Origin of the sequence: Enterobacter sp. RHBSTW-00593, assembly GCF_013784105.1 — a bacterium.
Lineage (GTDB): Bacteria > Pseudomonadota > Gammaproteobacteria > Enterobacterales > Enterobacteriaceae > Enterobacter > Enterobacter ludwigii.
On the sequence record NZ_CP056393.1, the window covers coordinates 4,745,848 to 4,767,881 of the forward strand.

The window sequence follows — 22,034 nt, forward strand, 5'->3', positions numbered from 1 at the left end:
GGCGTTCTTAGTTAGTGCGACGACGCGTTAACGCCACGCCTGCGCCAGTCAGTGCACCCACAATCCCCCACATGATCATCAGGAATGCGCGGCGCGGACTATCGCGTTTTACAGGTTCTTCAGGCGTTCGCAAATAACGATAGGTCTGAAAACGCGGGTCCATTGTTGGACCGACATTCAGGGTGTTCAGCATCGCGCGGTTTTGATCGTAGTCGAGGTCAAAATCAGGGCCAACGGCCTGGAGGTTTTCCAGTCGAGCCTGCAGCATTGGGCGCCCGAGAAGGAACATTTCTGAATCAGGCAGTTCATCTGCCGGCACGTCCGTCTCGGTGCGGGAAATATTGTGCTGTTCGGCAATTTTCAGCGCCTGCTCAATATTGTGTACACGGCGGGCGAAGATGGCTTTAGCCACCTCTTCCTGACGTTTAACCTGCGCTTTCATCTGGATAGTACGGGCAGCCCAGGCACCTTTCAGCTCTTCATTAAGGTGGCTTGCCGCACGCTGGCTGGCAAAGGCAACGTACTGGCGCAACAGGTTATTGGCATCCGGCGCGGTTTCGGCAATCAGCTTGACGCTGTCGTTGACGTTACGCAGCGCATCTCCCGGCATAAACTGAATGTTATTAATCATGTCATCCAGCAGCGCGGCATCGGCTTTACTGTTGCCCACCATCCGTTGCTTGTAATAATCCGTCTGGCTCCAGAAATCACGGCGCGTATCCCAGGAAGCCAGCTGCATCACAAACTCTTTATAGGCCTCATCCATGACGGAAGCCTGATCTGGGGTGGCCAGATTGGCTTTGATATCCAGGTTACGCAGGAACTGCTGCTGGGAATAGAACCCCCCGAGCATATTAACCGTTGGTTTATCAGTGATTGCCGTAGCGCTCCACTCTTGTTTTGCAAAGAAGGTGTAGGCCAGCGCTAACAATGCAAACCCCAGCGCGATCCCCGCAATCCAAAGTTTGCCTGCCCACAACACGCGAAACAAACCCCGAATATCCAGCTCATTCTCAGTTACCACTGATTTCGCTCCCGCCAACGGTTGAGTCATCATAGTCCCGGTTTTACTTAGTTAATGTTGTATTGTTGCCACTGTTGCGACGCATCCTGCGTTTAAGACGTTTAATAAACCGCGCCACTTTCCATGCGCGCTTAATGCAGTAGCCGTACAGGAAAAACGCTAGCAAGAATAATACCAACATGACCCATTCAGGGATGAAATGAGCATATTCCGCAGCCACCCCAATTGCGGCCAGAATAGCGGCAGCCAGGGTAATCAGCACAAACGCCTGACGTGAAGTAAAACCGGCACGCATGATGAGATGGTGAATATGCTGGCGATCGGGAGAGAAAGGACTCATTCCTTTACGCAGACGACGATACATAATCGCCACCATATCCATTAGCGGAATGGCAATAATCCACAGCGCTGTTACCGGGCTAATCGGGTGAGTTTTACCCTGTGTGGTCTCCAGCAAAATCCAGATAACGGTAAAGCCGATCAGCGTACTGCCCGCATCACCCATAAACACTTTATAGCGACGACCGAGCGCACCGAGATTTAAGAGGATATAAGGCAGAATGGCGGCAATCATGGCAAAACACCACATCGACAGGCTGTACTGACCATCGAACCATAAAATGATGCCGATTGCGGCAAACGAAACCGACGACAATCCACCGAGCAGGCCGTCAATACCATCCACCATGTTGAAAGCATTTATCGCCGCCCAGACGGCAAACAGTGTCAGGAAGAAGCCAAAGGGCCCCAGTACTAACTCCCAGGGTCCGAACACATAACCGAGGCTTCTCAGATATAGCCCACCAACGACCATCATGATAACGCCAATGGCGGCCTGGACGGTGGCGCGAATTTTTACCGCGATATCGAACCGATCATCCAGCGCCCCGACTAACACCAGGACACCGGCGCAGGCAAGGTAGAGGGCGGCGTGTGGAATATAATAATCCGCAATACCAAACGTGAAACAGATACCAGCGTAAACAGAAATCCCTCCAACCAGAGGAATAAGTCCCTGATGACGTTTACGAAAATTAGGCTTATCCACCAACCCTATTCTTTTGGCCACCTTACGCGCGATGAACAAAAAACAGGTTGTGAATAAAAAAATACTGATTAGCTCAGTAACGGCGGTGAGTAGATTCACAATGGATTGCTCTCAACAAAAGTTAGTCCCGGAAGTATAACCATGAAGCCCCTGCCTCAGAAGTAATAAAGAAGGCTTCTTACAACTCCCTTTGTATATTTTTCAATCAATTATTTCGTTAACTGCACAAACAGTCTTATTGTCGCACTGACTGGTCTGAAATGGGAGTCTGCATTAATAGCGTATAAGCCATAAAAGAAAAACGCCACGTAAAAACGTGGCGCTTGCTGGCTTTATTTGCGTTACGAGCGTTTCATCATATCGAAGAAATCGTCGTTAGTTTTGGTCATCGCCAGTTTGTTAATGAGGAACTCCATTGCGTCGATTTCACCCATTGGATGGATGATTTTGCGCAGGATCCACATTTTCTGCAGCTCTTCCTGGGTGGTGAGCAGCTCTTCTTTACGGGTACCGGAACGGTTGTAGTCGATAGCCGGGAAGACGCGTTTCTCAGCAATTTTACGAGAGAGGTGCAGTTCCATGTTACCTGTACCTTTAAACTCTTCGTAAATAACTTCGTCCATTTTGGAACCCGTATCGATCAGCGCCGTAGCGATGATGGTCAGGCTGCCGCCCTCTTCCACGTTACGTGCCGCACCGAAGAAGCGTTTTGGACGATGCAGGGCGTTAGCGTCCACACCCCCCGTCAGCACTTTACCGGAAGCCGGAACGACGGTGTTGTAGGCACGCGCCAGACGGGTGATGGAGTCGAGTAGGATGATCACGTCTTTCTTGTGTTCAACCAGGCGTTTCGCCTTCTCGATAACCATTTCCGCAACCTGAACGTGGCGAGATGCGGGTTCGTCAAAGGTAGAAGCAACCACTTCACCTTTAACCAGACGCTGCATCTCGGTCACTTCTTCCGGACGTTCGTCAATCAGCAGTACCATCAGTACGCAGTCTGGGTGGTTATAAGCGATGCTCTGCGCGATATTCTGCAGCAGCATGGTTTTACCCGCTTTTGGCGGTGCGACGATCAGACCACGCTGGCCACGACCGATTGGCGATGCCAGATCCAGGACGCGAGCGGTTAAATCTTCAGTTGAGCCGTTACCACGCTCCATGCGCAGGCGAGAGTTCGCGTGCAGCGGCGTTAAGTTCTCAAACAGGATCTTATTACGGGAGTTTTCCGGTTTGTCGAAGTTAACTTCATTCACTTTCAACAGCGCAAAGTAGCGTTCACCCTCTTTTGGAGGACGAATCTTACCTGAAATGGTGTCACCAGTGCGGAGGTTGAAACGGCGGATTTGGCTAGGGGATACGTAGATGTCGTCAGGGCCGGCGAGGTAGGAGCTGTCTGCAGAGCGGAGGAAACCAAATCCGTCTTGCAATATCTCCAGCACACCGTCGCCAAAGATATCTTCGCCACTCTTAGCGTGCTGCTTCAGGATGGCGAAAATGATGTCCTGCTTGCGCATACGAGCCTGGTTTTCCAGCCCCATATTTTCGCCGAGAGTGATCAGCTCAGAAACCGGCGTATTCTTTAATTCGGTAAGATTCATAATGGTGTGGGTTCTTAAACTCGGGGTGATACTCGAACTTAATGTTGTGAATGGTATGGCAGGGTCATCCATGCCTGTTTAGCGGCCATCAACTCATGTCTGTTCGCTGTCTGGTCACAGGGAAAAAACGCAGAACTGAAACGACAAGACGGATTGAGTGACAAGCCCGGAATTTAGCAACTTCACGCACTGTTTGTGTCAACAACGGGAAGTATCGGGTAAAACAAGATTCAAACAACAAGATATGTTTAAAACGAAGTCATAGCTAACTTAGCACGACTTCAGCCGGGCGTCCAGAGTTCCACATAATTTAGGCGCTCTGGACGCGCAGCAAAGAAACCTTACGCCAGATTAGCGTCGAGGAACTCTTTCAGTTGACCTTTGGACAGTGCGCCCACTTTGGTCGCTGCCACTTCGCCGTTTTTGAACAGCAGCAGGGTCGGAATGCCACGGATACCGTATTTTGGTGCGGTGCCCGGGTTCTGGTCGATGTTCAGCTTGGCAACGGTCAGTTTGCCCTGATATTCGTCAGCGATCTCATCCAGAATCGGGGCGATCATTTTGCAAGGACCACACCATTCAGCCCAGAAATCGACGAGTGTCAGCCCGTCAGCCTTAAGTACGTCCGTGTCAAAACTGTCGTCAGTCAGGTGAATAATTTTATCGCTCATATATAACTCCACAGGAATAAGCCTGGTGCGTTGGTTTCGCCCTCATCAACGACGTGTTGATGTCGCATTAACCAACTAAAGGTTGACTTTATTTCACCGGATACGCTTTCGTAAAGCAATAGTAAGCTGATATTCTACCACACTATGAGCAAAACACATTTAACAGAACAGAAGTTTTCCGACTTCGCCCTGCACCCAAAAGTGATCGAAGCCCTTGAAAATAAAGGGTTTCATAACTGCACGCCCATTCAGGCTCTCGCCCTGCCGCTGACGCTGGCGGGACGTGACGTAGCAGGGCAGGCGCAAACCGGTACTGGCAAAACGATGGCGTTTTTAACGTCAACGTTTCATTATTTACTTTCTCATCCAGCGATTGCAGACCGCAAAGTTAACCAGCCGCGCGCGCTAATTATGGCCCCGACGCGAGAACTGGCGGTACAGATCCACGCAGACGCTGAACCCCTGATGCAGGCTACGGGCCTGAAAATCGGCCTGGCTTATGGCGGCGATGGTTACGATAAGCAGCTGAAAGTGCTGGAAAGCGGTGTGGATATCCTGATCGGTACCACCGGCCGTCTTATCGACTACGCAAAACAGAACCACATTAACCTTGGTGCCATCCAGGTTGTGGTGCTGGATGAAGCTGACCGTATGTACGATCTGGGCTTCATTAAAGATATCCGCTGGCTGTTCCGCCGCATGCCACCCGCGAATCAGCGCCTCAACATGCTGTTCTCTGCGACCCTGTCGTATCGCGTACGCGAACTGGCATTCGAGCAGATGAACAACGCCGAATATGTGGAAGTGGAACCCGAGCAGAAAACCGGCCACCGCATCAAAGAAGAACTCTTCTATCCTTCCAATGAAGAGAAAATGCGTCTGCTGCAAACGCTGATCGAAGAAGAGTGGCCAGACCGCGCCATTATCTTCGCGAACACCAAGCACCGCTGTGAAGATATCTGGGGCCATCTGGCTGCAGACGGTCACCGTGTTGGCCTGCTGACGGGCGATGTTGCGCAGAAAAAACGCCTGCGTATTCTTGAAGAATTCACCCGTGGCGATCTCGATATTCTGGTCGCCACCGACGTCGCAGCGCGCGGCCTGCACATTCCAGCCGTTACGCACGTCTTTAACTATGACCTGCCGGATGACTGCGAAGACTATGTACACCGTATCGGTCGTACCGGTCGTGCGGGTGCAAGCGGCCATTCTATCAGCCTCGCGTGTGAAGAGTATGCGCTGAACCTGCCGGCGATTGAGACGTACATCGGCCATTCTATTCCGGTGAGTAAGTACAACCCGGATGCGCTATTAAGCGAACTGCCGCCGGCTAAGCGCCTTACCCGCGCCCGCTCCGGCAATGGCCCGCGTCGATCTGGCGCGCCGCGTAATCGTCGTCGCTCAGGTTAAACAATTATGCTCAGCTCCACCTCGCTTTATGCGGCAATTGATCTCGGTTCGAATAGTTTTCATATGCTGATTGTGCGCGAGGTGGCTGGAAGCATACAAACGCTGACGCGCATTAAGCGCAAGGTCCGCCTCGCGGCGGGCCTGAGCAGCGATAATCACCTCTCTCCTGAAGCCATGGAACGTGGCTGGCAGTGCCTGCGACTCTTTGCAGAGCGTCTGCAGGATATCCCGCATTCCCAAATCACCGTCGTCGCCACTGCGACACTCCGCCTGGCGGTTAACGCCGTGGATTTTATTGCCAAAGCGCAGGAAATTCTCGGTTGCCCGGTGCAGGTTATCAGCGGTGAAGAAGAAGCGCGCCTGATTTATCAGGGTGTTGCGCACACCACGGGAGGCGACGATCGTCGTCTGGTTGTGGATATCGGGGGCGCCAGTACCGAACTCGTGACCGGCACCGGTGCGCAGGCAACGTCGCTATTCAGCCTGTCGATGGGTTGCGTAACCTGGCTTGAGCGCTACTTTACTGACCGCAATCTGGGTCAGGAAAACTTCGACGAGGCGGAAACTGCCGCACGCGAGGTGTTACGCCCGGTGATGGACGAACTGCGCTACCACGGCTGGAAAGTCTGCGTGGGGGCCTCCGGTACCGTGCAGGCATTGCAGGAAATTATGATGGCGCAGGGCATGGATGAGCGGATCACGCTTGCCAAGCTTCAGCAGCTTAAACAGCGGGCCATTCAGTGCGGGCGTCTGGAAGAGCTGGAAATTGAAGGCCTGACGCTTGAACGCGCGCTGGTATTTCCGAGCGGGCTCGCGATCCTGATCGCCATCTTCACCGAGCTGAACATCAAATGTATGACGCTGGCGGGCGGCGCGCTGCGTGAAGGTCTGGTCTACGGAATGTTGCATCTGTCGGTCGATCAGGACATTCGCAGCCGTACCCTGCGAAACGTGCAGCGCCGTTTCCTGGTTGATATCGATCAGGCAGGCCGCGTGGCACAGCTGGCGTCACGCTTCGCCGATCATGTGGCTAATGCCTGGGATCTGGACCCTTTGAGTCGCGATCTGCTGCTAAGTGCCTGTGCACTGCATGAAATCGGGCTGAGCATTGATTTTAAACAGGCCCCGGCTCATGCCGCTTATCTGGTGCGTAACCTCGATTTACCCGGCTATACCCCTGCGCAGAAAAAGTTGCTGGCAACGCTGCTGTTGAACCAGACCAACGCCGTTGACCTCTCCTCTTTGCATCAGCAAAACGCCGTACCGCCGCGCGTGGCCGAGCATATGTGCCGTCTGCTGCGTCTGGCTATTCTGTTTGCCAGCCGCCGCCGCGATGATTTGCTGCCGGCACTCAATCTGGTGGCGGATGACGAGAAACTTTCGCTGACGTTGCCGGAAAACTGGCTGGATAATCATCCGCTTGGGGCGGAGATGGTCGAGCAGGAGTGTCAGTGGCAGAGCTACGTACACTGGGTGCTTGAGGTGAAATAATGGGTCGGACATGCCCGGTAGCGCTACGCTTGCCGGGCGTGTAACAACCTACCCCTTCTCTTTGGCTTTCGCCAGCATGGCGCGGATGTTAGCGACGTTCGCCTGCCCCTTATGCATCCGCTCTTCAGCCGTAATCACTTTACGCTCCTGCTCCCAGATGAGGTCGTCCTGCGGAAGTTCCAGCAGGAAACGGCTCGGCTCCGGGCGCACCAGTTCGCCATATTGTCTACGCTCTTTGCACAGCGTGAAGGTCAGCTCTTTCTGAGCGCGCGTGATGCCAACATAGGCCAGACGGCGCTCCTCATCGACGTTATCTTCATCAATGCTGCTCTGGTGCGGCAGTAACCCCTCTTCCATGCCAACCAGATAGACATACGGGAATTCCAGACCTTTTGATGCATGCAGCGTCATCAGCTGAACCTGATCGGCCTCTTCTTCGCTCTCGCCTCGCTCCATCATATCGCGCAGGGTAAAGCGGGTAACCACCTGCGTCAGGGTCATCGGTTCATCAATCTCCGAGCCTTCCAGCATTTCAGTCATCCAGCTGAACAGCTGGTTAACGTTTTTCATGCGCATCTCGGCCGCTTTCGGACTGGCGGAGGTTTCATACAGCCAGGACTCGTAGTCGATACCGTGGATAAGGTCGCGCACGGCGGCGATAGGTTCGCGCTCTGCCAGCCGCTGCACTTCACCAAGCCAGTGGGTAAAGCGGGTTAATGAATCGTAGCCGCGGCCGGTGAGTGTCTGACTCAGCCCCATATCGAAGCTGGCAGTAAACAGACTCTTATTACGCGTCATCGCCCACTCGCCAAGCTTTTGTAGCGTCGCCGGGCCAATTTCCCGTTTCGGTGTATTCACGATACGCAGAAACGCGCTGTCATCATCCGGGTTAGTGAGCACACGCAGGTAGGCCAGAAGATCTTTGATTTCGGGCCGCGAGAAAAAGGAGGTCCCGCCCGAAATTTTGTACGGGATGCGGTTTTGCATCAGCATCTTTTCAAAGACGCGTGACTGATGGTTGCCGCGATAGAGGATCGCATAGTCTTTGTATTCGGTTTTATTGACGAAGTGGTGGGCGATGAGTTCGCCTGTGACCCGCTCCGCTTCGTGCCCTTCATTGTTGGCGCTGAGCACTTTTAGCTCTGTACCGTAACCCAGTTCGGAGAACAGGCGTTTTTCGAACACGTGCGGGTTGTTGGCGATCAGGATATTCGCGGCTTTAAGGATACGCCCGGAGGAACGGTAGTTCTGCTCCAGTTTGATCACCTGCAGCGCCGGGAAATCTTTACTCAGCAGGACCAGGTTTTGCGGACGCGCACCGCGCCAGGAGTAAATGGACTGATCGTCATCTCCGACCACCGTGAAACGCGCGCGCTGTCCCACCAGCAGTTTCACCAGTTCATACTGGCTGGTATTGGTGTCCTGATACTCATCCACCAGCAGGTAGCGGATTTTATTCTGCCAGCGCTCACGCACCTCTTCATTACGCTGCAGCAGTAGCGTGGGAAGCAGGATCAGGTCGTCGAAATCCAGTACGTTACAGGCTTTCATATGCGCATCGTACAGACCGTAGCAGTGGGCGAAGATCCGATCCCGCTCGCCTTTGGCGATCGCCGCGGCCTGGGCCGGGGTCATCAGATCGTTTTTCCAGTTGGAGATCGTCGAGATCAGCTGTTGCAGCAGAACCTTATCATCTTCGATCAGCCCCTCGGTGAGCTCCTTGAGCAGGGCCACCTGGTCGGTATCGTCAAACAGTGAGAAGTTGGATTTCATCCCCAGCGCGGCGTATTCACGTTTGATGATATCCAGCCCCAGCGTATGGAAGGTGGAAATCATCAGACCGCGCGCCTCTTTACGCCCCAGCGTCTGGCCGACACGCTCTTTCATCTCGCGCGCTGCTTTGTTGGTGAACGTCACCGCCGCGATGTGGCGAGCCTGATACCCGCAGCCGCGGATCAGGTGGGCAATCTTATTGGTGATGACGCGCGTTTTGCCGGATCCCGCGCCCGCCAGCACCAGACAGGGTCCAGTGACAAATTCGACGGCTTGTTGTTGTCCGGGGTTTAAACGCATAAATGATCACTCAATGAAAGTCAGGAGGGGAGAATAACAGCGTGGTAGTATAGCGAGCCTAATCCATACCACTCAAGGCACGATCATGGCAAAAACCGCGGCAGCACTGCATATCCTTGTAAAAGAAGAAAAACTGGCTCTGGATCTTCTCGAGCAGATCAAAAACGGCGCCGACTTCGGCAAACTGGCGAAGAAACACTCTATTTGTCCGTCAGGTAAACGCGGCGGTGATTTAGGTGAATTCCGTCAGGGTCAAATGGTTCCGGCGTTCGATAAAGTGGTCTTTTCCTGCCCGGTGCTGGAACCCACAGGCCCACTGCACACGCAGTTTGGCTACCATGTTATTAAGGTTCTGTACCGCAAATAACAGCAAGGCCTTCTCTCAGAGAAGGCCTTGTACGTTGAATCAGGTCAGGGCATCAGCCCGCCCGGGTATTAACCTGCTACCGCGATACGTTTCATATCGGTCATGTAGCCACGCAGTTTCTGGCCCACTTTCTCGATTTCATGACCGCGAATGGCTTCGTTTACATCACGCAGCTGCGCGTTATCCACCGCACCTTCCGCAATCGCTTTGCCCAGATCGCCCGGCTGCAGGGTCGTCATGAACTCTTTCAGCAGCGGGACGCAAGCGTAAGAGAACAGGTAGTTACCGTACTCGGCGGTATCAGAGATAACCACGTTCATTTCGTACAGACGCTTACGGGCGATGGTGTTCGCAATCAGCGGCAGCTCGTGCAGTGATTCATAGTAGGCAGACTCTTCGATGATGCCGGAATCCACCATGGTTTCGAACGCCAGCTCAACGCCAGCTTTCACCATCGCAATCATCAGAACGCCTTTATCGAAGTACTCCTGCTCGCCGATTTTACCTTCAAACTGTGGGGCGGTTTCAAAAGCGGTTTTACCGGTCTCTTCACGCCAGGTCAGCAGTTTCTTATCGTCGTTAGCCCAGTCCGCCATCATGCCGGAAGAGAACTCGCCGGAGATAATGTCATCCATATGTTTCTGGAACAGCGGTGCCATGATCGTTTTCAGCTGTTCAGACAGCGCGTAAGCACGCAGTTTCGCCGGGTTGGACAGACGGTCCATCATCAGCGTGATACCGCCCTGCTTCAGCGCTTCGGTGATCGTTTCCCAGCCGAACTGAATCAGTTTTTCTGCGTATGCCGGGTCTGTACCCTCTTCCACCAGCTTGTCGAAGCACAGCAGAGAGCCCGCCTGCAGCATACCGCACAGGATGGTTTGCTCACCCATCAGGTCAGATTTAACTTCCGCGACGAAAGACGATTCCAGAACCCCCGCACGGTGGCCACCCGTTGCTGCAGCCCATGCTTTGGCGATCGCCATACCTTCGCCTTTCGGATCGTTTTCCGGGTGAACGGCGATAAGCGTTGGCACGCCGAAGCCACGTTTGTACTCTTCACGTACTTCTGTACCCGGGCACTTCGGCGCCACCATCACAACGGTGATGTCTTTACGGATCTGCTCGCCCACTTCAACGATGTTAAAGCCGTGGGAGTAACCCAACGCCGCACCGTCTTTCATCAGCGGCTGCACGGAACGCACAACGTCAGAGTGCTGTTTGTCTGGCGTCAGGTTAACCACCAGGTCTGCCTGGGGGATCAGTTCTTCGTAGGTACCGACTTTAAAACCATTTTCGGTCGCTTTGCGCCAGGACGCACGCTTCTCAGCAATCGCTTCTTTACGCAGGGCGTAGGAGATATCCAGACCGGAGTCACGCATGTTCAGGCCCTGGTTCAGACCCTGGGCGCCGCAGCCGACGATGACCACTTTTTTACCCTGAAGGTAGCTCGCGCCATCGGCAAATTCGTCGCGCGCCATAAAGCGGCATTTGCCCAGCTGCGCCAGCTGCTGGCGCAAATTCAGTGTATTAAAGTAGTTAGCCATAATGGACTCCGTGATGTTGTGTTGTTGTGCTTATTGTTCGGTTCGCTTTTGCGAGAATGAACTTACTATATGACAGGAAATTTATTGCGGAAATTGATATATTCACAACGTCACGTTGCAATATTTGCAATGTAAAAAGGGGGAGTGAAATCAGTGGATTTACGCGATCTGAAAATGTTCCTGCATCTGGCGGAAAGCCGTCACTTTGGGCGCAGCGCCCGGGCGATGCACGTCAGTCCCTCCACGCTTTCGCGCCAGATCCAGCGCCTTGAGGAAGACCTCGGTCAGCCCCTGTTTGTACGCGACAACCGCACCGTCACCCTGACGGAAGCCGGTGAGGAGTTACGGGTCTTTGCCCAACAAACGCTGCTGCAGTATCAACAGCTGCGACACACCATTGACCAGAAAGGGCCATCGCTGTCCGGCGAGCTGCATATTTTCTGCTCCGTGACCGCGGCCTATAGCCATCTGCCGCCGATTCTTGACCGCTTTCGCGCAGAACAACCGTCGGTGGAAATTAAACTCACCACCGGTGATGCCGCCGACGCAATGGAAAAAGTGGTGACAGGCGAGGCGGATCTCGCCATTGCCGGGAAACCCGAAACCCTGCCAGGCGCTGTCGCGTTCTCAATGCTGGAAAACCTGGCGGTCGTGTTGATTGCCCCCGCGTTACCCTGCCCGGTGCGTAATCAGGTGTCGGTGGAAAAACCGGACTGGTCCACGGTGCCTTTTATCATGGCCGATCAGGGGCCGGTGCGCCGTCGTATTGAGCTCTGGTTTCGTCGCCAGAAGATCAGCAACCCGTCGATTTACGCGACGGTTGGCGGGCATGAGGCGATGGTGTCAATGGTGGCGCTGGGCTGCGGCGTGGCACTGCTGCCGGAGGTGGTCCTGGAGAACAGCCCGGAACCGGTGCGTAATCGCGTGATGATTCTGGAGCGCAGCGACGAAAAAACGCCGTTTGAGCTTGGCGTGTGCGCACAAAAAAAGCGGCTGCAGGAGCCGCTTATTGATGCCTTCTGGCAGATACTGCCTAACCACTAGCCTGCCAGGAAGAACCTGAACGCCGGGTTATGGGTTTCATCGTGACACTCATAGCCCAGCTCGTTCAGCCGCGTTTCGAAATCAGGCTCGTGCTCGCCCAGTTCGAAGGCGGCCAGCACGCGTCCATAATCGGTACCGTGGCTGCGGTAGTGGAACAGAGAGATGTTCCAGTGCGTGCCCAGCGTATGCAGGAATTTGAGCAACGCGCCCGGTGACTCCGGGAACTCGAAGCTGTAGAGACGTTCCTGCAGCGGCTTCGATGGACGCCCGCCCACCATGTAACGCACGTGCAGTTTCGCCATCTCATCGTCGGAGAGATCCACGACGCTGTAGCCACCTTCGTGGAGCAGGTGGAGGATCTCTTTACGCTCTTCCAGACCACGGCTTAACCGTACGCCGACAAAAATGCAGGCATCTCGGGCGTCGGCAAAACGGTAGTTAAACTCCGTGACTGAACGGCCGCCCAGCAGCTGACAAAACTTCAGGAAGCTGCCCTTCTCTTCCGGAATGGTAACCGCCAGCAGCGCTTCGCGTTGCTCACCCAGCTCGCAGCGTTCGGAAACATAGCGCAGACCGTGGAAGTTCACGTTGGCACCAGAAAGGACATGCGCCAGACGCTCGCCGCGGATGTTGTGCTGCGCGATGTATTTCTTCATCCCCGCCAGCGCCAGCGCGCCGGAAGGTTCCGCTACCGCACGCACATCTTCGAACAGATCTTTCATTGCGGCGCAAATGGCGTCGCTGTCGACGGTAATAATATCGTCGAGATACTCCTGGCAAAGACGGAAGGTTTCATCGCCAATGCGTTTAACCGCCACGCCTTCAGCAAACAGCCCGACGCGTGGTAAGTCCACCGGATGACCGGCATCCAGCGCCGCTTTCAGACAGGCCGAGTCTTCCGCCTCAACGGCAATCACTTTGATTTGCGGCATCAGCTGTTTGATCAGCACCGCTACGCCCGCCGCGAGGCCGCCACCGCCAACCGGCACGAAGACGCGGTCGAGATGCGCATCCTGCTGCAGCAGCTCAAGCGCCAGCGTCCCCTGTCCGGCAATGACCATCGGATGATCGAACGGCGGCACCCAGGTAAACCCCTGTTGCTGCGCCAGCTCTATCGCTTTGGCTTTGGCTTCGTCAAAGTTTGCGCCGTGGAGCAACACTTCACCGCCGAAACCGCGTACGGCATCCACTTTGATATCGGCAGTAGCAACCGGCATAACAATCAGCGCTTTCAGCCCCAGGCGCGCAGAGGAGAACGCGACGCCCTGCGCGTGGTTGCCCGCAGAGGCGGTAATCACCCCCCGCGCTTTTTGCTCATCGGTCAACCCGGCCATCATCGCGTAGGCGCCACGCAGCTTGAAGCTGTGTACCGGCTGACGGTCTTCACGTTTCACCAGAATCACGTTGTCGAGGCGCGAGGAGAGTTTCTCCATCTTCTGCAGCGGCGTAACCTGCACGGCTTCATAGACCGGTGCACGTAGCACCGCCCTGAGGTATTCCGCCCCCTCAGGGGCGGCGGATAACGGTTGCGACTCGGCCATCATTAGCCCCCAAGTTTCGATTTGTCGCGCACCGCGCCTTTATCTGCACTGGTGGCAAGGCTCGCATAGGCACGCAGGGCGAAGGAGACGTCGCGCTGGCGATCTTTTGGCGTCCAGGCTTTGTCGCCGCGAGCCTCCTGGGCTTCACGACGCGCCGCAATGTCCTGGTCGCTCAGTTTCAACTGAATACCGCGATTCGGGATATCAATTTCGATCAGGTCGCCATCTTCAATAATCGCGATGTTGCCGCCGCTTGCCGCTTCCGGTGACACGTGGCCAATGGAGAGACCAGACGTACCGCCAGAGAAACGTCCGTCGGTGATCAGCGCACAGGCTTTACCGAGGCCCATGGATTTCAGGAAGGTGGTGGGATAGAGCATCTCCTGCATGCCCGGCCCGCCTTTCGGCCCTTCGTAGCGAATGACAACCACGTCGCCTTCCACCACTTTACCACCGAGAATAGCCTCTACCGCGTCGTCCTGGCTTTCGTATACTTTTGCCGGGCCGGTGAATTTGAGAATGCTGTCATCCACGCCTGCGGTTTTTACAATACAGCCGTTTTCTGCAAAGTTACCGTAGAGCACGGCCAGACCGCCGTCCTTGCTGTAGGCATGTTCCAGTGAGCGAATGCAGCCTTCTGCGCGATCGTCATCCAGCGTGTCCCAGCGGCAATCCTGTGAGAAGGCCTGGGTGGTACGAATACCTGCCGGGCCGGCGCGGAACATCTTTTTCACCGCATCGTCTTTCGTGAGCATGACGTCGTATTTGTCCAGCGACTCCGGCAGCGTCAGGCCGAGCACGTTTTTGACGTTGCGGTTCAGCAGCCCGGCGCGATCCAGTTCACCGAGAATACCCAGTACGCCACCCGCACGGTGGACATCTTCCATGTGGTACTTCTGGGTACTCGGCGCAACTTTACAGAGCTGCGGTACTTTGCGGGACAGCTTGTCGATATCGCTCATGGTGAAGTCGATTTCAGCTTCCTGCGCGGCGGCCAGCAGGTGGAGAACGGTGTTGGTGGAACCACCCATGGCGATATCCAGCGTCATGGCATTTTCAAACGCGGCTTTGCTGGCGATATTACGCGGCAGCGCGCTTTCATCATCTTGCTCGTAGTAGCGTTTGGTCAGCTCAACGATGCGTTTACCGGCATTGAGGAACAGCTGTTTACGGTCGGCGTGGGTCGCCAGCAGCGAGCCGTTGCCCGGCTGAGACAGACCCAGCGCTTCGGTCAGACAGTTCATGGAGTTCGCAGTGAACATACCTGAGCAGGAGCCACAGGTTGGGCACGCAGAACGTTCAACCTGATCGCTTTGCTCATCAGAAACTTTTGGATCCGCGCCCTGAATCATCGCATCGACCAGGTCGAGCTTGATGATTTTATCGGAAAGCTTGGTTTTACCCGCTTCCATTGGACCGCCGGAGACGAAGATCACCGGAATGTTCAGACGCAGGGAAGCCATCAGCATCCCTGGGGTAATTTTGTCGCAGTTGGAGATACAAACCATGGCATCCGCGCAGTGGGCGTTCACCATATACTCCACCGAGTCGGCGATCAGCTCACGCGACGGCAGTGAATAGAGCATACCCCCGTGACCCATCGCGATACCGTCATCCACCGCAATGGTGTTGAACTCTTTCGCCACACCGCCAGAGGCTTCGATTTGCTCGGCAACGAGTTTGCCGAGATCGCGCAGGTGCACGTGGCCCGGCACAAACTGGGTGAAGGAGTTCACCACGGCGATAATAGGCTTACCGAAATCGGCGTCGGTCATCCCGGTGGCGCGCCACAGTGCGCGGGCACCTGCCATGTTACGGCCATGAGTGGTGGTGGCGGAACGATACTTAGGCATGCTTTATTTACTCCCGTCTGACTATTGAATGGGACGGTGCGTGCCGTCCCATATTTATGCTTATTGATTAACCTGATCCAGCCAGCCGTATTTATCTTCCGTTTCACCGGTGAAGAGGCCAAAGAAGGCTTGCTGAATACGTTTGGTGACCGGACCACAGCGGCCAGCACCAACCTGAATACCGTCTACGCTACGAACCGGCGTAATTTCCGCCGCGGTACCGGACATGAACACTTCATCGGCCAGGTACAGGGATTCGCGGGACAGGACCTGCTCACGGACTTCGATACCCAAATCTTTTGCCAGCTTGATGATGGCGTCACGGGTAATGCCCGGCAGAGCGGAAGAGGTAAATGGCGGCGTAAACAGAATGCCGTCTTTCACTTCGAACAGGTTTTCACCTGCACCTTCAGAGATATAGCCATTCACGTCCAGCGCGATACCTTCCTGATAACCGTGACGGCGCGCTTCGCTACCGACAAGCAGTGAGGAGAGGTAGTTACCGCCCGCTTTTGCCGCCGTCGGGATCGTGTTTGGTGCCACGCGGTTCCAGGAAGAAACCATTGCGTCGATCCCCTGCTCCAGGGCTTCAGCCCCCAGATAAGCACCCCACGGGAACGCAGCAATGATCACATCGGTGGTATAACCGGCTGGCGGGTTCACGCCCATGCCTACATCACCTACAAACACCAGCGGACGAATATAGGCACTGGTGAGGTTGTTCTTACGAATCACGTCGCGGCAGGCTTCCATCAGCTCATCCACGCTCTGAGAAACCGGGAAACGATAAATTTTGGCTGAGTCATGCAGACGCTGCATGTGTTCGCGATGACGGAACACCACTGGCCCTTTGTGTGAGTCGTAGCAACGGATGCCTTCGAAGACAGAGGTACCGTAATGCAGCGCGTGGGACATAACGTGGACTTTCGCGTCCTCCCAGCGAACCATCTCACCATTGAACCAAATGTAATCAGCTTTTTTTGTCGTCATTTTCTCTTCCTGTCGCGCTTAAGCACGGATCTGTTGTGATGTGGTTGTGCTCTGGCAGATGGCAACATGTGCAACGTCTACCAGTTTTGTTAACTGACTAAACAGTAAGTCGACCGACCGCGGGCTGGCAACGGTTAATTCGATACTGATATTTTGAGCATCAGTAGCCGTCTCCATATTCATAGAGCAAATCTGAAAGCCACGGTGACGCACCACACGCAAAACGCGTTCTAATGTCTCTGGATTGAAGCGAGCCTGCACGGCGACCTGATGTTGCATCATGATAATTTCTCCAGCATTTGTGAGTTACTGGCACCTGGCGGTACCAACGGCCAGACATTCTCAAGCTCGTCGATTGAGACATGAAGCAGGTACGGCCCTTCGCTTGACAGCATGGTGTCGAGTGCCGCTTCAACCTGGTCTTTACGGGTGATGTGTTGGCCAGGGATACCAAAGGCGCTGGCCAGAATGAGGAAATCGGGGTTATCCGTCAGGGTAGTCTCACTGTAGCGTTCCTGGAAAAACAGCTGTTGCCACTGACGAACCATTCCTAAACGCTGGTTATCGAGCAAGACGATTTTCAACGGTAACTGCTTGCGCTTAACGGTGCCCAGCTCCTGAACGTTCATCATGAAAGAGCCGTCACCGGAGATACAGATAACCGTATCGTTCGGGCGGGCAACTTGCGCCCCTACCGCGGCAGGGAGACCGAAGCCCATCGTCCCTAAGCCGCTGGAGGTAATGAAGTTTTCCGGGCGCGTGTAAGTCATATGCTGTGCTGACCACATCTGGTGTTGGCCTACATCCGTCGTGACCACACAGTCTGCCGGTTTACGGTCGGACAATTGCTTTAACAGCAGTGGCGCATAGATGGCGTCACCAGGATGGTCGTAACGCCAGGTATGTTCAACGCGCATATCGGCGGTGTGCTGACGCCATGCGTCGATTTTCAGAGGCTGCTGTAAAGCCGGTAATAACGTGTTGAGATTGCCCTGCAGGGCCACATGCGCCTGACGCAGTTTGTTCATCTCCGCCGGGTCGATATCCATGTGGATCACGTTGGCATTCGGCGCGAAGGTATTCAGCTTGCCGGTGACACGATCATCAAAACGGGCACCTACGGCGATCAGCAAGTCACACGCCTGCACGGCCAGGTTCGCCGCTTTGGTACCGTGCATCCCCAGCATGCCCAGATAGTAAGGATAGTCAGCATCTACCGCGCCAAGACCTTTCAACGTACAGGTGGCGGGCATTTGCGTAACCGCGATGAATTCGCGCAGGGCGGGAACGGCCTGTGCCATACCAACCCCACCCCCTACGTACAACATCGGTTGTTTAGCGTGGGCAATCATCTGCCGCGCCTCTTCCACCGCGACGTGCGGGAATGCATCGTCGCTTTCAACGGTGGAGAAGTGCGGTTCCAGATCGCCCAGAGCAACCTGGATATCTTTCGGGATATCAACCAGAACCGGTCCAGGGCGACCAGAGTTTGCCACCTCAAACGCCTCTGCCATCACACGCGGCAGCTCTTCCAGAGACTGAACGAGGAAGCTGTGTTTGGTGCAGGCCAGTGACAAGCCGAGCACGTCCACTTCCTGAAAGGCATCAGTGCCAATGAGGGGCGAGGCCACCTGACCGGTGATGGCGACAACGGGAACGGAATCAAGCAGTGCATCCGCCAGGCCGGTGATCAGGTTTGTGGCGCCCGGCCCTGAGGTTGCCATGCAGACACCGGTTTTACCGGTGGCACGTGCATAGCCAATGGCGGCCATCGCAGCGCCCTGCTCGTGTCGGCACAAGAGGTGTTCCACGCCGCCGTCATACAATGCATCGTAAATCGGCATTATTGCGCCCCCCGGATAACCGAAGACAGTGTCGACTCCCTGCGCGCGCAACGCATGTACTACCCACTGTGCACCATTCATAGTTAGTTCCCCGTCATAAATCGGAAGAAACAGAATTTTGTGCTATTAGTCATTCTCTGCTCCTCGTGTAAGTTTTTTAGTCATAAAAAAACCCCCGGACCTTTCGGTGCGGGGGTCTTAGTTCGTTAAGGCTTGATTTCTAAGCCTTTCCTCGTCCAAGTGCAGCCCCGCACGGTGGGATAATAATCACCACCACGCTAATCACGACCAGGCTAATCACTCGTAGAAGGGCTGTCATTTTCAGTTCTTTTTGCATCTTGTTCGAAGGAATACCTAAAGAGGTATCACAGTTTTTAAATCAAACACAAGATTTATTTATGGCTGGCTTCGTTAGCCTGCGAATCATATTTTCTTAACGTATTGTTTTATATAAAGAAATTAGATAGTGAATATTTTTCATTTTTTCAGCACGGGCAGAACGGTAAGTCGCCTGTTCATTTTTTTGCGAGCAGGGTTCCACAGAAAAGAAAAGGTTACATCTTGACGTTAAAACCTCGGAAGAGGATGCGTAAATCCGCTAAATGTGGCTAAACATGCATATCGGTCACGGGCATAGTCATCTCCTGAGGAGGTGCTTATGTCACTGTCAGTTGTTTATACCCGAGCGGCCATTGGAGTAAAAGCACCGCTTATTTCGGTAGAAGTTCATCTCAGCAACGGGCTGCCCGGGCTGACGCTGGTTGGATTGCCGGAGACCACGGTAAAGGAAGCCAGAGATCGGGTGCGCAGTGCGATTATTAATAGCGGTTATACCTTTCCGGCAAAGAAAATCACCATCAATCTTGCGCCTGCAGACTTGCCTAAAGAGGGAGGGCGATATGATTTACCTATCGCTATAGCGCTCCTCGCCGCCTCTGAGCAGCTTAACAGCAGCAGACTAGGCGCATATGAGTTCATCGGTGAACTGGCGCTCACAGGCGCGCTGAGGGGCGTTCCTGGTGCCATCTCGGGTGCGCTGGAGGCCATTCGCGCAGGTCGACAAATCATTGTTGCCAATGAAAATGGTGCAGAAGTGAGCCTGATAGCCGAGAGAGGATGTCTGCTAGCCGGGCATTTACAGGAAGTGTGCGCGTGTCTTGAGGGGCAACATGTGCTGTCAGAGCCGGAAGAATCAGGCGATCCCCTGGCAGAAAGCCCGGACGATCTGAGCGATATTTACGGCCAGGAGCAGGGGAAGCGGGCGCTGGAGATCACCGCTGCCGGCGGACATAACCTGTTGTTGATTGGCCCACCGGGTACAGGAAAAACGATGCTGGCAAGCAGGTTGAATGGTTTACTGCCTCCACTTAATAACCATGAAGCGCTGGAAAGCGCGGCGATATTTAGTCTGGTGAGTTCAGTGTCATTGCAAAAACAGTGGCGACGTCGCCCGTTTCGCTCTCCGCACCACAGTGCCTCACTGGCGGCCATGGTCGGCGGTGGCTCCATACCAGGGCCGGGAGAGATCTCTCTGGCGCACAACGGCATCCTGTTTCTGGATGAACTGCCTGAATTTGAACGCCGCGTTCTGGATGCGCTGAGGGAGCCCATCGAATCGGGTGAGATCCATATCTCCCGTGCACGCGCCAAAATAAGCTATCCCGCGCGGTTCCAGCTGGTAGCGGCAATGAACCCCAGCCCATCGGGCCATTATCAGGGAAACCACAATCGCTCCACGCCTGAACAGACGCTGCGCTACCTGGGGAAGTTATCTGGTCCTTTCCTGGATCGTTTCGATTTGTCGCTGGAAATCCCCTTGCCTCCTCCCGGCCTGCTCAGCCAGAGCAGCGCCAGAGGAGAGAGTACGGTGGAGGTTCGCGAGCGGGTTATCGCCGCGCAGGCCCGGCAGTATATGCGTCAACATAAGCTGAATGCCCGTCTGGATAACGCTGAGATTCGGCAGTTTTGTCCTCTTAAGACTGAAGATTCATGCTGGCTGGAGGATACGTTGACGCGCTTTGGGCTTTCCATTCGCGCATGGCAGCGTCTTATAAAAGTCGCCCGCACCATCGCCGATGTGGAAAAGTGCCCTGACATTGAGAGGCGGCATCTGCAGGAAGCGTTAAGCTATCGTGCGATCGATCGCTTGCTCCTGCACCTGCAAAAGTTACTGGCATAAAAAAAGGGGCCACAGCCCCTTTTCTTGTTAGTCGTCAGACTCAGTGTAGTCTTCAGCACCTTCCATCTGCGGCTTACCGCCAGACAGCGTATGGAAACGCTTTGGACGCTTAATGCGTGCCATATACTTGATCCATACACGTTCTGCTTCAGACTGTGGCTCACGCTCGCCACGGCAGACTGCGACAAACTGTTTTTCGTCTTCAGTTGCAGGCTCACGTTTACCCAGATCCAGCTCGTTAAAGGCATAACCATGACGCTCAAGCATCTGCGCCTCTTTGATGGTGAAATCGCCGTGACGAGAGAACCCGCGTGGATAATTTTTATTGTCGAAAAAACGATTAGTCGTCGTAAAGCTTTCCGCCATCCTACACGCTCCTAATTCTTTGGCCGAGCTATTTATGGCGCGGAGTATTAGTTACGCTTGACAGAGTGTAAAACAAAACATTTAAATCATAACGACAAATTATTTTGCGGAGAAAGATGTGGATACGGAATTGCTAAAAACTTTCCTGGAAGTGAGCAGAACGCGCCACTTTGGGCGAGCAGCGGAAGCCCTTTACCTGACGCAGTCAGCGGTCAGTTTTCGTATTCGACAGCTGGAAAATCAACTGGGTGTGAATCTTTTTACCCGCCACCGCAACAACATACGCCTCACGCCAGCCGGTGAAAAACTTCTGCCGTATGCAGAAACACTGATGAATACCTGGCAGGCGGCACGTAAAGAGGTTGCGCACACCTCGAGGCATAACGAGTTCTCCATTGGGGCCAGCGCATCGTTGTGGGAATGTATGCTCAGTCAGTGGCTTACCCGGCTCTACCCTTCCCACAACCATTTGCAATTTGAAGCGCGGATTGCGCAACGTCAGTCGCTCGTTAAGCAACTGCACGAGCGCCAGCTGGATCTTCTGATCACGACCGAAGCCCCCAAAATGGACGAATTTAGCAGCCAGATTGTTGGCCAGTTTGGCCTTGCGCTTTATGCCTCCGAGCCTTCAATGATGAAAGCCGACCTGACCTATCTGCGTCTGGAGTGGGGGCCAGATTTCCAGCAACACGAGGCGGGATTGATTGCTCCGGATGATGTGCCACAGTTAACAACCAGCTCTGCGGAGATCGCCTGTCAGCAGCTCTCCTTGCTGAAGGGGTGCACCTGGTTACCTGTTCGCTGGGCAGACACGAAACCCGGGTTGCATACCGTTGTGGACTCCACCACGCTTTCCAGACCGCTGTATGCCATCTGGCTCCAGAACAGCGATAAGCAATCGCAGATAAAAGATCTTCTAAAAATCAATATTATGGATTGATGCATGCGCCAGCAGAAATGCTGGCTGCAACGTCTGAAGAGGGAACTC

Annotated in this window: 20 protein-coding genes; 6 read left to right on the forward strand and 14 right to left on the reverse strand. The window is 54.4% G+C overall.

Annotation, left to right across the window (positions count from 1 at the left end; genetic code table 11):
• Positions 1-7: 7 nt before the first annotated feature.
• The 4 genes from wzzE to trxA all read right to left on the reverse strand — a co-directional run bounded on the left by wzzE (position 8) and on the right by trxA (position 4,344).
• Complete coding sequence (gene wzzE, locus HV242_RS22810; RefSeq protein ID WP_020882894.1) at positions 8-1,054, reverse strand: ECA polysaccharide chain length modulation protein; 1,047 nt, start codon at positions 1,052-1,054, stop codon at positions 8-10.
• Between the two features lie 13 nt (positions 1,055-1,067).
• Complete coding sequence (gene wecA / locus HV242_RS22815) at positions 1,068-2,171, reverse strand: UDP-N-acetylglucosamine--undecaprenyl-phosphate N-acetylglucosaminephosphotransferase (RefSeq protein WP_014172155.1); 1,104 nt, start codon at positions 2,169-2,171, stop codon at positions 1,068-1,070.
• A 242-nt stretch (positions 2,172-2,413) separates the two neighbouring features.
• Positions 2,414-3,673 carry a transcription termination factor Rho gene (gene rho / locus HV242_RS22820; protein ID WP_008501566.1) on the reverse strand — a complete coding sequence of 420 codons (1,260 nt, stop codon included), beginning with the start codon at positions 3,671-3,673 and terminating at the stop codon, positions 2,414-2,416.
• A gap of 341 nt (positions 3,674-4,014) precedes the next feature.
• Entirely contained in the window at positions 4,015-4,344 is a 330-nt protein-coding gene (gene trxA, locus HV242_RS22825; RefSeq protein WP_004386384.1) for a thioredoxin TrxA, read from the reverse strand.
• A gap of 144 nt (positions 4,345-4,488) precedes the next feature.
• Here trxA and rhlB point away from each other — a divergent pair, with 144 nt between their 5' ends.
• The gene (gene rhlB, locus HV242_RS22830) at positions 4,489-5,754 is read left to right on the forward strand and encodes an ATP-dependent RNA helicase RhlB (protein ID WP_014172158.1); all 1,266 of its coding nucleotides are present in this window, start codon (positions 4,489-4,491) and stop codon (positions 5,752-5,754) included.
• A gap of 6 nt (positions 5,755-5,760) precedes the next feature.
• Positions 5,761-7,245 carry a guanosine-5'-triphosphate,3'-diphosphate diphosphatase gene (gppA, locus tag HV242_RS22835; protein WP_050737770.1) on the forward strand — a complete coding sequence of 495 codons (1,485 nt, stop codon included), beginning with the start codon at positions 5,761-5,763 and terminating at the stop codon, positions 7,243-7,245.
• Positions 7,246-7,293: 48 nt separating this feature from the next.
• Here the strand turns inward: gppA and rep are convergent, their stop codons facing one another.
• Positions 7,294-9,318, reverse strand: a complete 2,025-nt coding sequence (gene rep / locus HV242_RS22840; protein ID WP_044867447.1) for a DNA helicase Rep — start codon at positions 9,316-9,318, stop codon at positions 7,294-7,296.
• A gap of 85 nt (positions 9,319-9,403) precedes the next feature.
• On the opposite strand from rep, the gene ppiC reads away from it, so the two are divergent.
• Positions 9,404-9,685 (forward strand): peptidylprolyl isomerase PpiC, encoded by a 282-nt coding sequence (gene ppiC, locus HV242_RS22845; RefSeq protein ID WP_008501570.1) that lies wholly within the window; start codon positions 9,404-9,406, stop codon positions 9,683-9,685.
• Positions 9,686-9,753: 68 nt separating this feature from the next.
• Here ppiC and ilvC read toward each other — a convergent pair whose 3' ends face one another.
• Complete coding sequence (gene ilvC, locus HV242_RS22850) at positions 9,754-11,229, reverse strand: ketol-acid reductoisomerase (RefSeq protein ID WP_014172161.1); 1,476 nt, start codon at positions 11,227-11,229, stop codon at positions 9,754-9,756.
• Positions 11,230-11,382: 153 nt separating this feature from the next.
• On the opposite strand from ilvC, the gene ilvY reads away from it, so the two are divergent.
• Entirely contained in the window at positions 11,383-12,273 is an 891-nt protein-coding gene (gene ilvY, locus HV242_RS22855) for an HTH-type transcriptional activator IlvY (protein WP_020882896.1), read from the forward strand.
• On the opposite strand, the gene ilvA is transcribed toward ilvY, so the two are convergent.
• The 7 genes from ilvA to ilvL all read right to left on the reverse strand — a co-directional run bounded on the left by ilvA (position 12,270) and on the right by ilvL (position 18,820).
• Complete coding sequence (gene ilvA, locus HV242_RS22860) at positions 12,270-13,814, reverse strand: threonine ammonia-lyase, biosynthetic (RefSeq protein ID WP_025202773.1); 1,545 nt, start codon at positions 13,812-13,814, stop codon at positions 12,270-12,272. The genes ilvY and ilvA overlap by 4 nt on opposite strands.
• Positions 13,815-13,816: 2 nt before the next feature.
• On the reverse strand, positions 13,817-15,667 hold the full coding sequence (ilvD, locus tag HV242_RS22865; protein WP_014172164.1) for a dihydroxy-acid dehydratase: 1,851 nt from the start codon (positions 15,665-15,667) through the stop codon (positions 13,817-13,819).
• Between the two features lie 60 nt (positions 15,668-15,727).
• Positions 15,728-16,657 (reverse strand): branched-chain-amino-acid transaminase, encoded by a 930-nt coding sequence (gene ilvE / locus HV242_RS22870; protein ID WP_025202772.1) that lies wholly within the window; start codon positions 16,655-16,657, stop codon positions 15,728-15,730.
• A gap of 18 nt (positions 16,658-16,675) precedes the next feature.
• Positions 16,676-16,939 (reverse strand): acetolactate synthase 2 small subunit, encoded by a 264-nt coding sequence (gene ilvM, locus HV242_RS22875; protein ID WP_014172166.1) that lies wholly within the window; start codon positions 16,937-16,939, stop codon positions 16,676-16,678.
• Positions 16,936-18,582 carry an acetolactate synthase 2 catalytic subunit gene (gene ilvG, locus HV242_RS22880; RefSeq protein WP_050737771.1) on the reverse strand — a complete coding sequence of 549 codons (1,647 nt, stop codon included), beginning with the start codon at positions 18,580-18,582 and terminating at the stop codon, positions 16,936-16,938. Before ilvG ends, ilvM begins: the two co-directional genes overlap by 4 nt.
• A 2-nt stretch (positions 18,583-18,584) precedes the next feature.
• Positions 18,585-18,635 carry a peptide IlvX gene (gene ilvX, locus HV242_RS24190; protein ID WP_193392055.1) on the reverse strand — a complete coding sequence of 17 codons (51 nt, stop codon included), beginning with the start codon at positions 18,633-18,635 and terminating at the stop codon, positions 18,585-18,587.
• Positions 18,636-18,721: 86 nt separating this feature from the next.
• Positions 18,722-18,820, reverse strand: a complete 99-nt coding sequence (ilvL, locus tag HV242_RS22885; protein ID WP_001311244.1) for an ilv operon leader peptide — start codon at positions 18,818-18,820, stop codon at positions 18,722-18,724.
• A 339-nt stretch (positions 18,821-19,159) separates the two neighbouring features.
• Between ilvL and HV242_RS22890 the strand changes: the two genes are divergently transcribed.
• Entirely contained in the window at positions 19,160-20,680 is a 1,521-nt protein-coding gene (locus HV242_RS22890) for a YifB family Mg chelatase-like AAA ATPase (protein WP_050737772.1), read from the forward strand.
• 27 nt (positions 20,681-20,707) lie between these two features.
• Here HV242_RS22890 and HV242_RS22895 read toward each other — a convergent pair whose 3' ends face one another.
• The gene (locus HV242_RS22895) at positions 20,708-21,046 is read right to left on the reverse strand and encodes a MaoP family protein (protein ID WP_014172168.1); all 339 of its coding nucleotides are present in this window, start codon (positions 21,044-21,046) and stop codon (positions 20,708-20,710) included.
• Between the two features lie 118 nt (positions 21,047-21,164).
• On the opposite strand from HV242_RS22895, the gene hdfR reads away from it, so the two are divergent.
• Complete coding sequence (hdfR, locus tag HV242_RS22900; RefSeq protein ID WP_014172169.1) at positions 21,165-21,986, forward strand: HTH-type transcriptional regulator HdfR; 822 nt, start codon at positions 21,165-21,167, stop codon at positions 21,984-21,986.
• Positions 21,987-22,034 lie beyond the last annotated feature (48 nt).

Excerpts from the sequence above, each read along its gene's own strand:
- wzzE (WP_020882894.1), bottom strand. The coding sequence starts at position 1,054 with ATGACTCAACCGTTGGCGGGAGCGAAATCAGTGGTAACTGAGAATGAG.
- gppA (WP_050737770.1), top strand. The coding sequence starts at position 5,761 with ATGCTCAGCTCCACCTCGCTTTATGCGGCAATTGATCTCGGTTCGAAT.
- ilvC (WP_014172161.1), bottom strand. The coding sequence starts at position 11,229 with ATGGCTAACTACTTTAATACACTGAATTTGCGCCAGCAGCTGGCGCAG.
- rho (WP_008501566.1), bottom strand. The coding sequence starts at position 3,673 with ATGAATCTTACCGAATTAAAGAATACGCCGGTTTCTGAGCTGATCACT.
- ilvM (WP_014172166.1), bottom strand. The coding sequence starts at position 16,939 with ATGATGCAACATCAGGTCGCCGTGCAGGCTCGCTTCAATCCAGAGACA.
- trxA (WP_004386384.1), bottom strand. The coding sequence starts at position 4,344 with ATGAGCGATAAAATTATTCACCTGACTGACGACAGTTTTGACACGGAC.
- ilvE (WP_025202772.1), bottom strand. The coding sequence starts at position 16,657 with ATGACGACAAAAAAAGCTGATTACATTTGGTTCAATGGTGAGATGGTT.
- HV242_RS22890 (WP_050737772.1), top strand. The coding sequence starts at position 19,160 with ATGTCACTGTCAGTTGTTTATACCCGAGCGGCCATTGGAGTAAAAGCA.
- ppiC (WP_008501570.1), top strand. The coding sequence starts at position 9,404 with ATGGCAAAAACCGCGGCAGCACTGCATATCCTTGTAAAAGAAGAAAAA.
- rep (WP_044867447.1), bottom strand. The coding sequence starts at position 9,318 with ATGCGTTTAAACCCCGGACAACAACAAGCCGTCGAATTTGTCACTGGA.
- ilvA (WP_025202773.1), bottom strand. The coding sequence starts at position 13,814 with ATGGCCGAGTCGCAACCGTTATCCGCCGCCCCTGAGGGGGCGGAATAC.
- rhlB (WP_014172158.1), top strand. The coding sequence starts at position 4,489 with ATGAGCAAAACACATTTAACAGAACAGAAGTTTTCCGACTTCGCCCTG.
- ilvD (WP_014172164.1), bottom strand. The coding sequence starts at position 15,667 with ATGCCTAAGTATCGTTCCGCCACCACCACTCATGGCCGTAACATGGCA.
- HV242_RS22895 (WP_014172168.1), bottom strand. The coding sequence starts at position 21,046 with ATGGCGGAAAGCTTTACGACGACTAATCGTTTTTTCGACAATAAAAAT.
- ilvG (WP_050737771.1), bottom strand. The coding sequence starts at position 18,582 with ATGAATGGTGCACAGTGGGTAGTACATGCGTTGCGCGCGCAGGGAGTC.
- ilvL (WP_001311244.1), bottom strand. The coding sequence starts at position 18,820 with ATGACAGCCCTTCTACGAGTGATTAGCCTGGTCGTGATTAGCGTGGTG.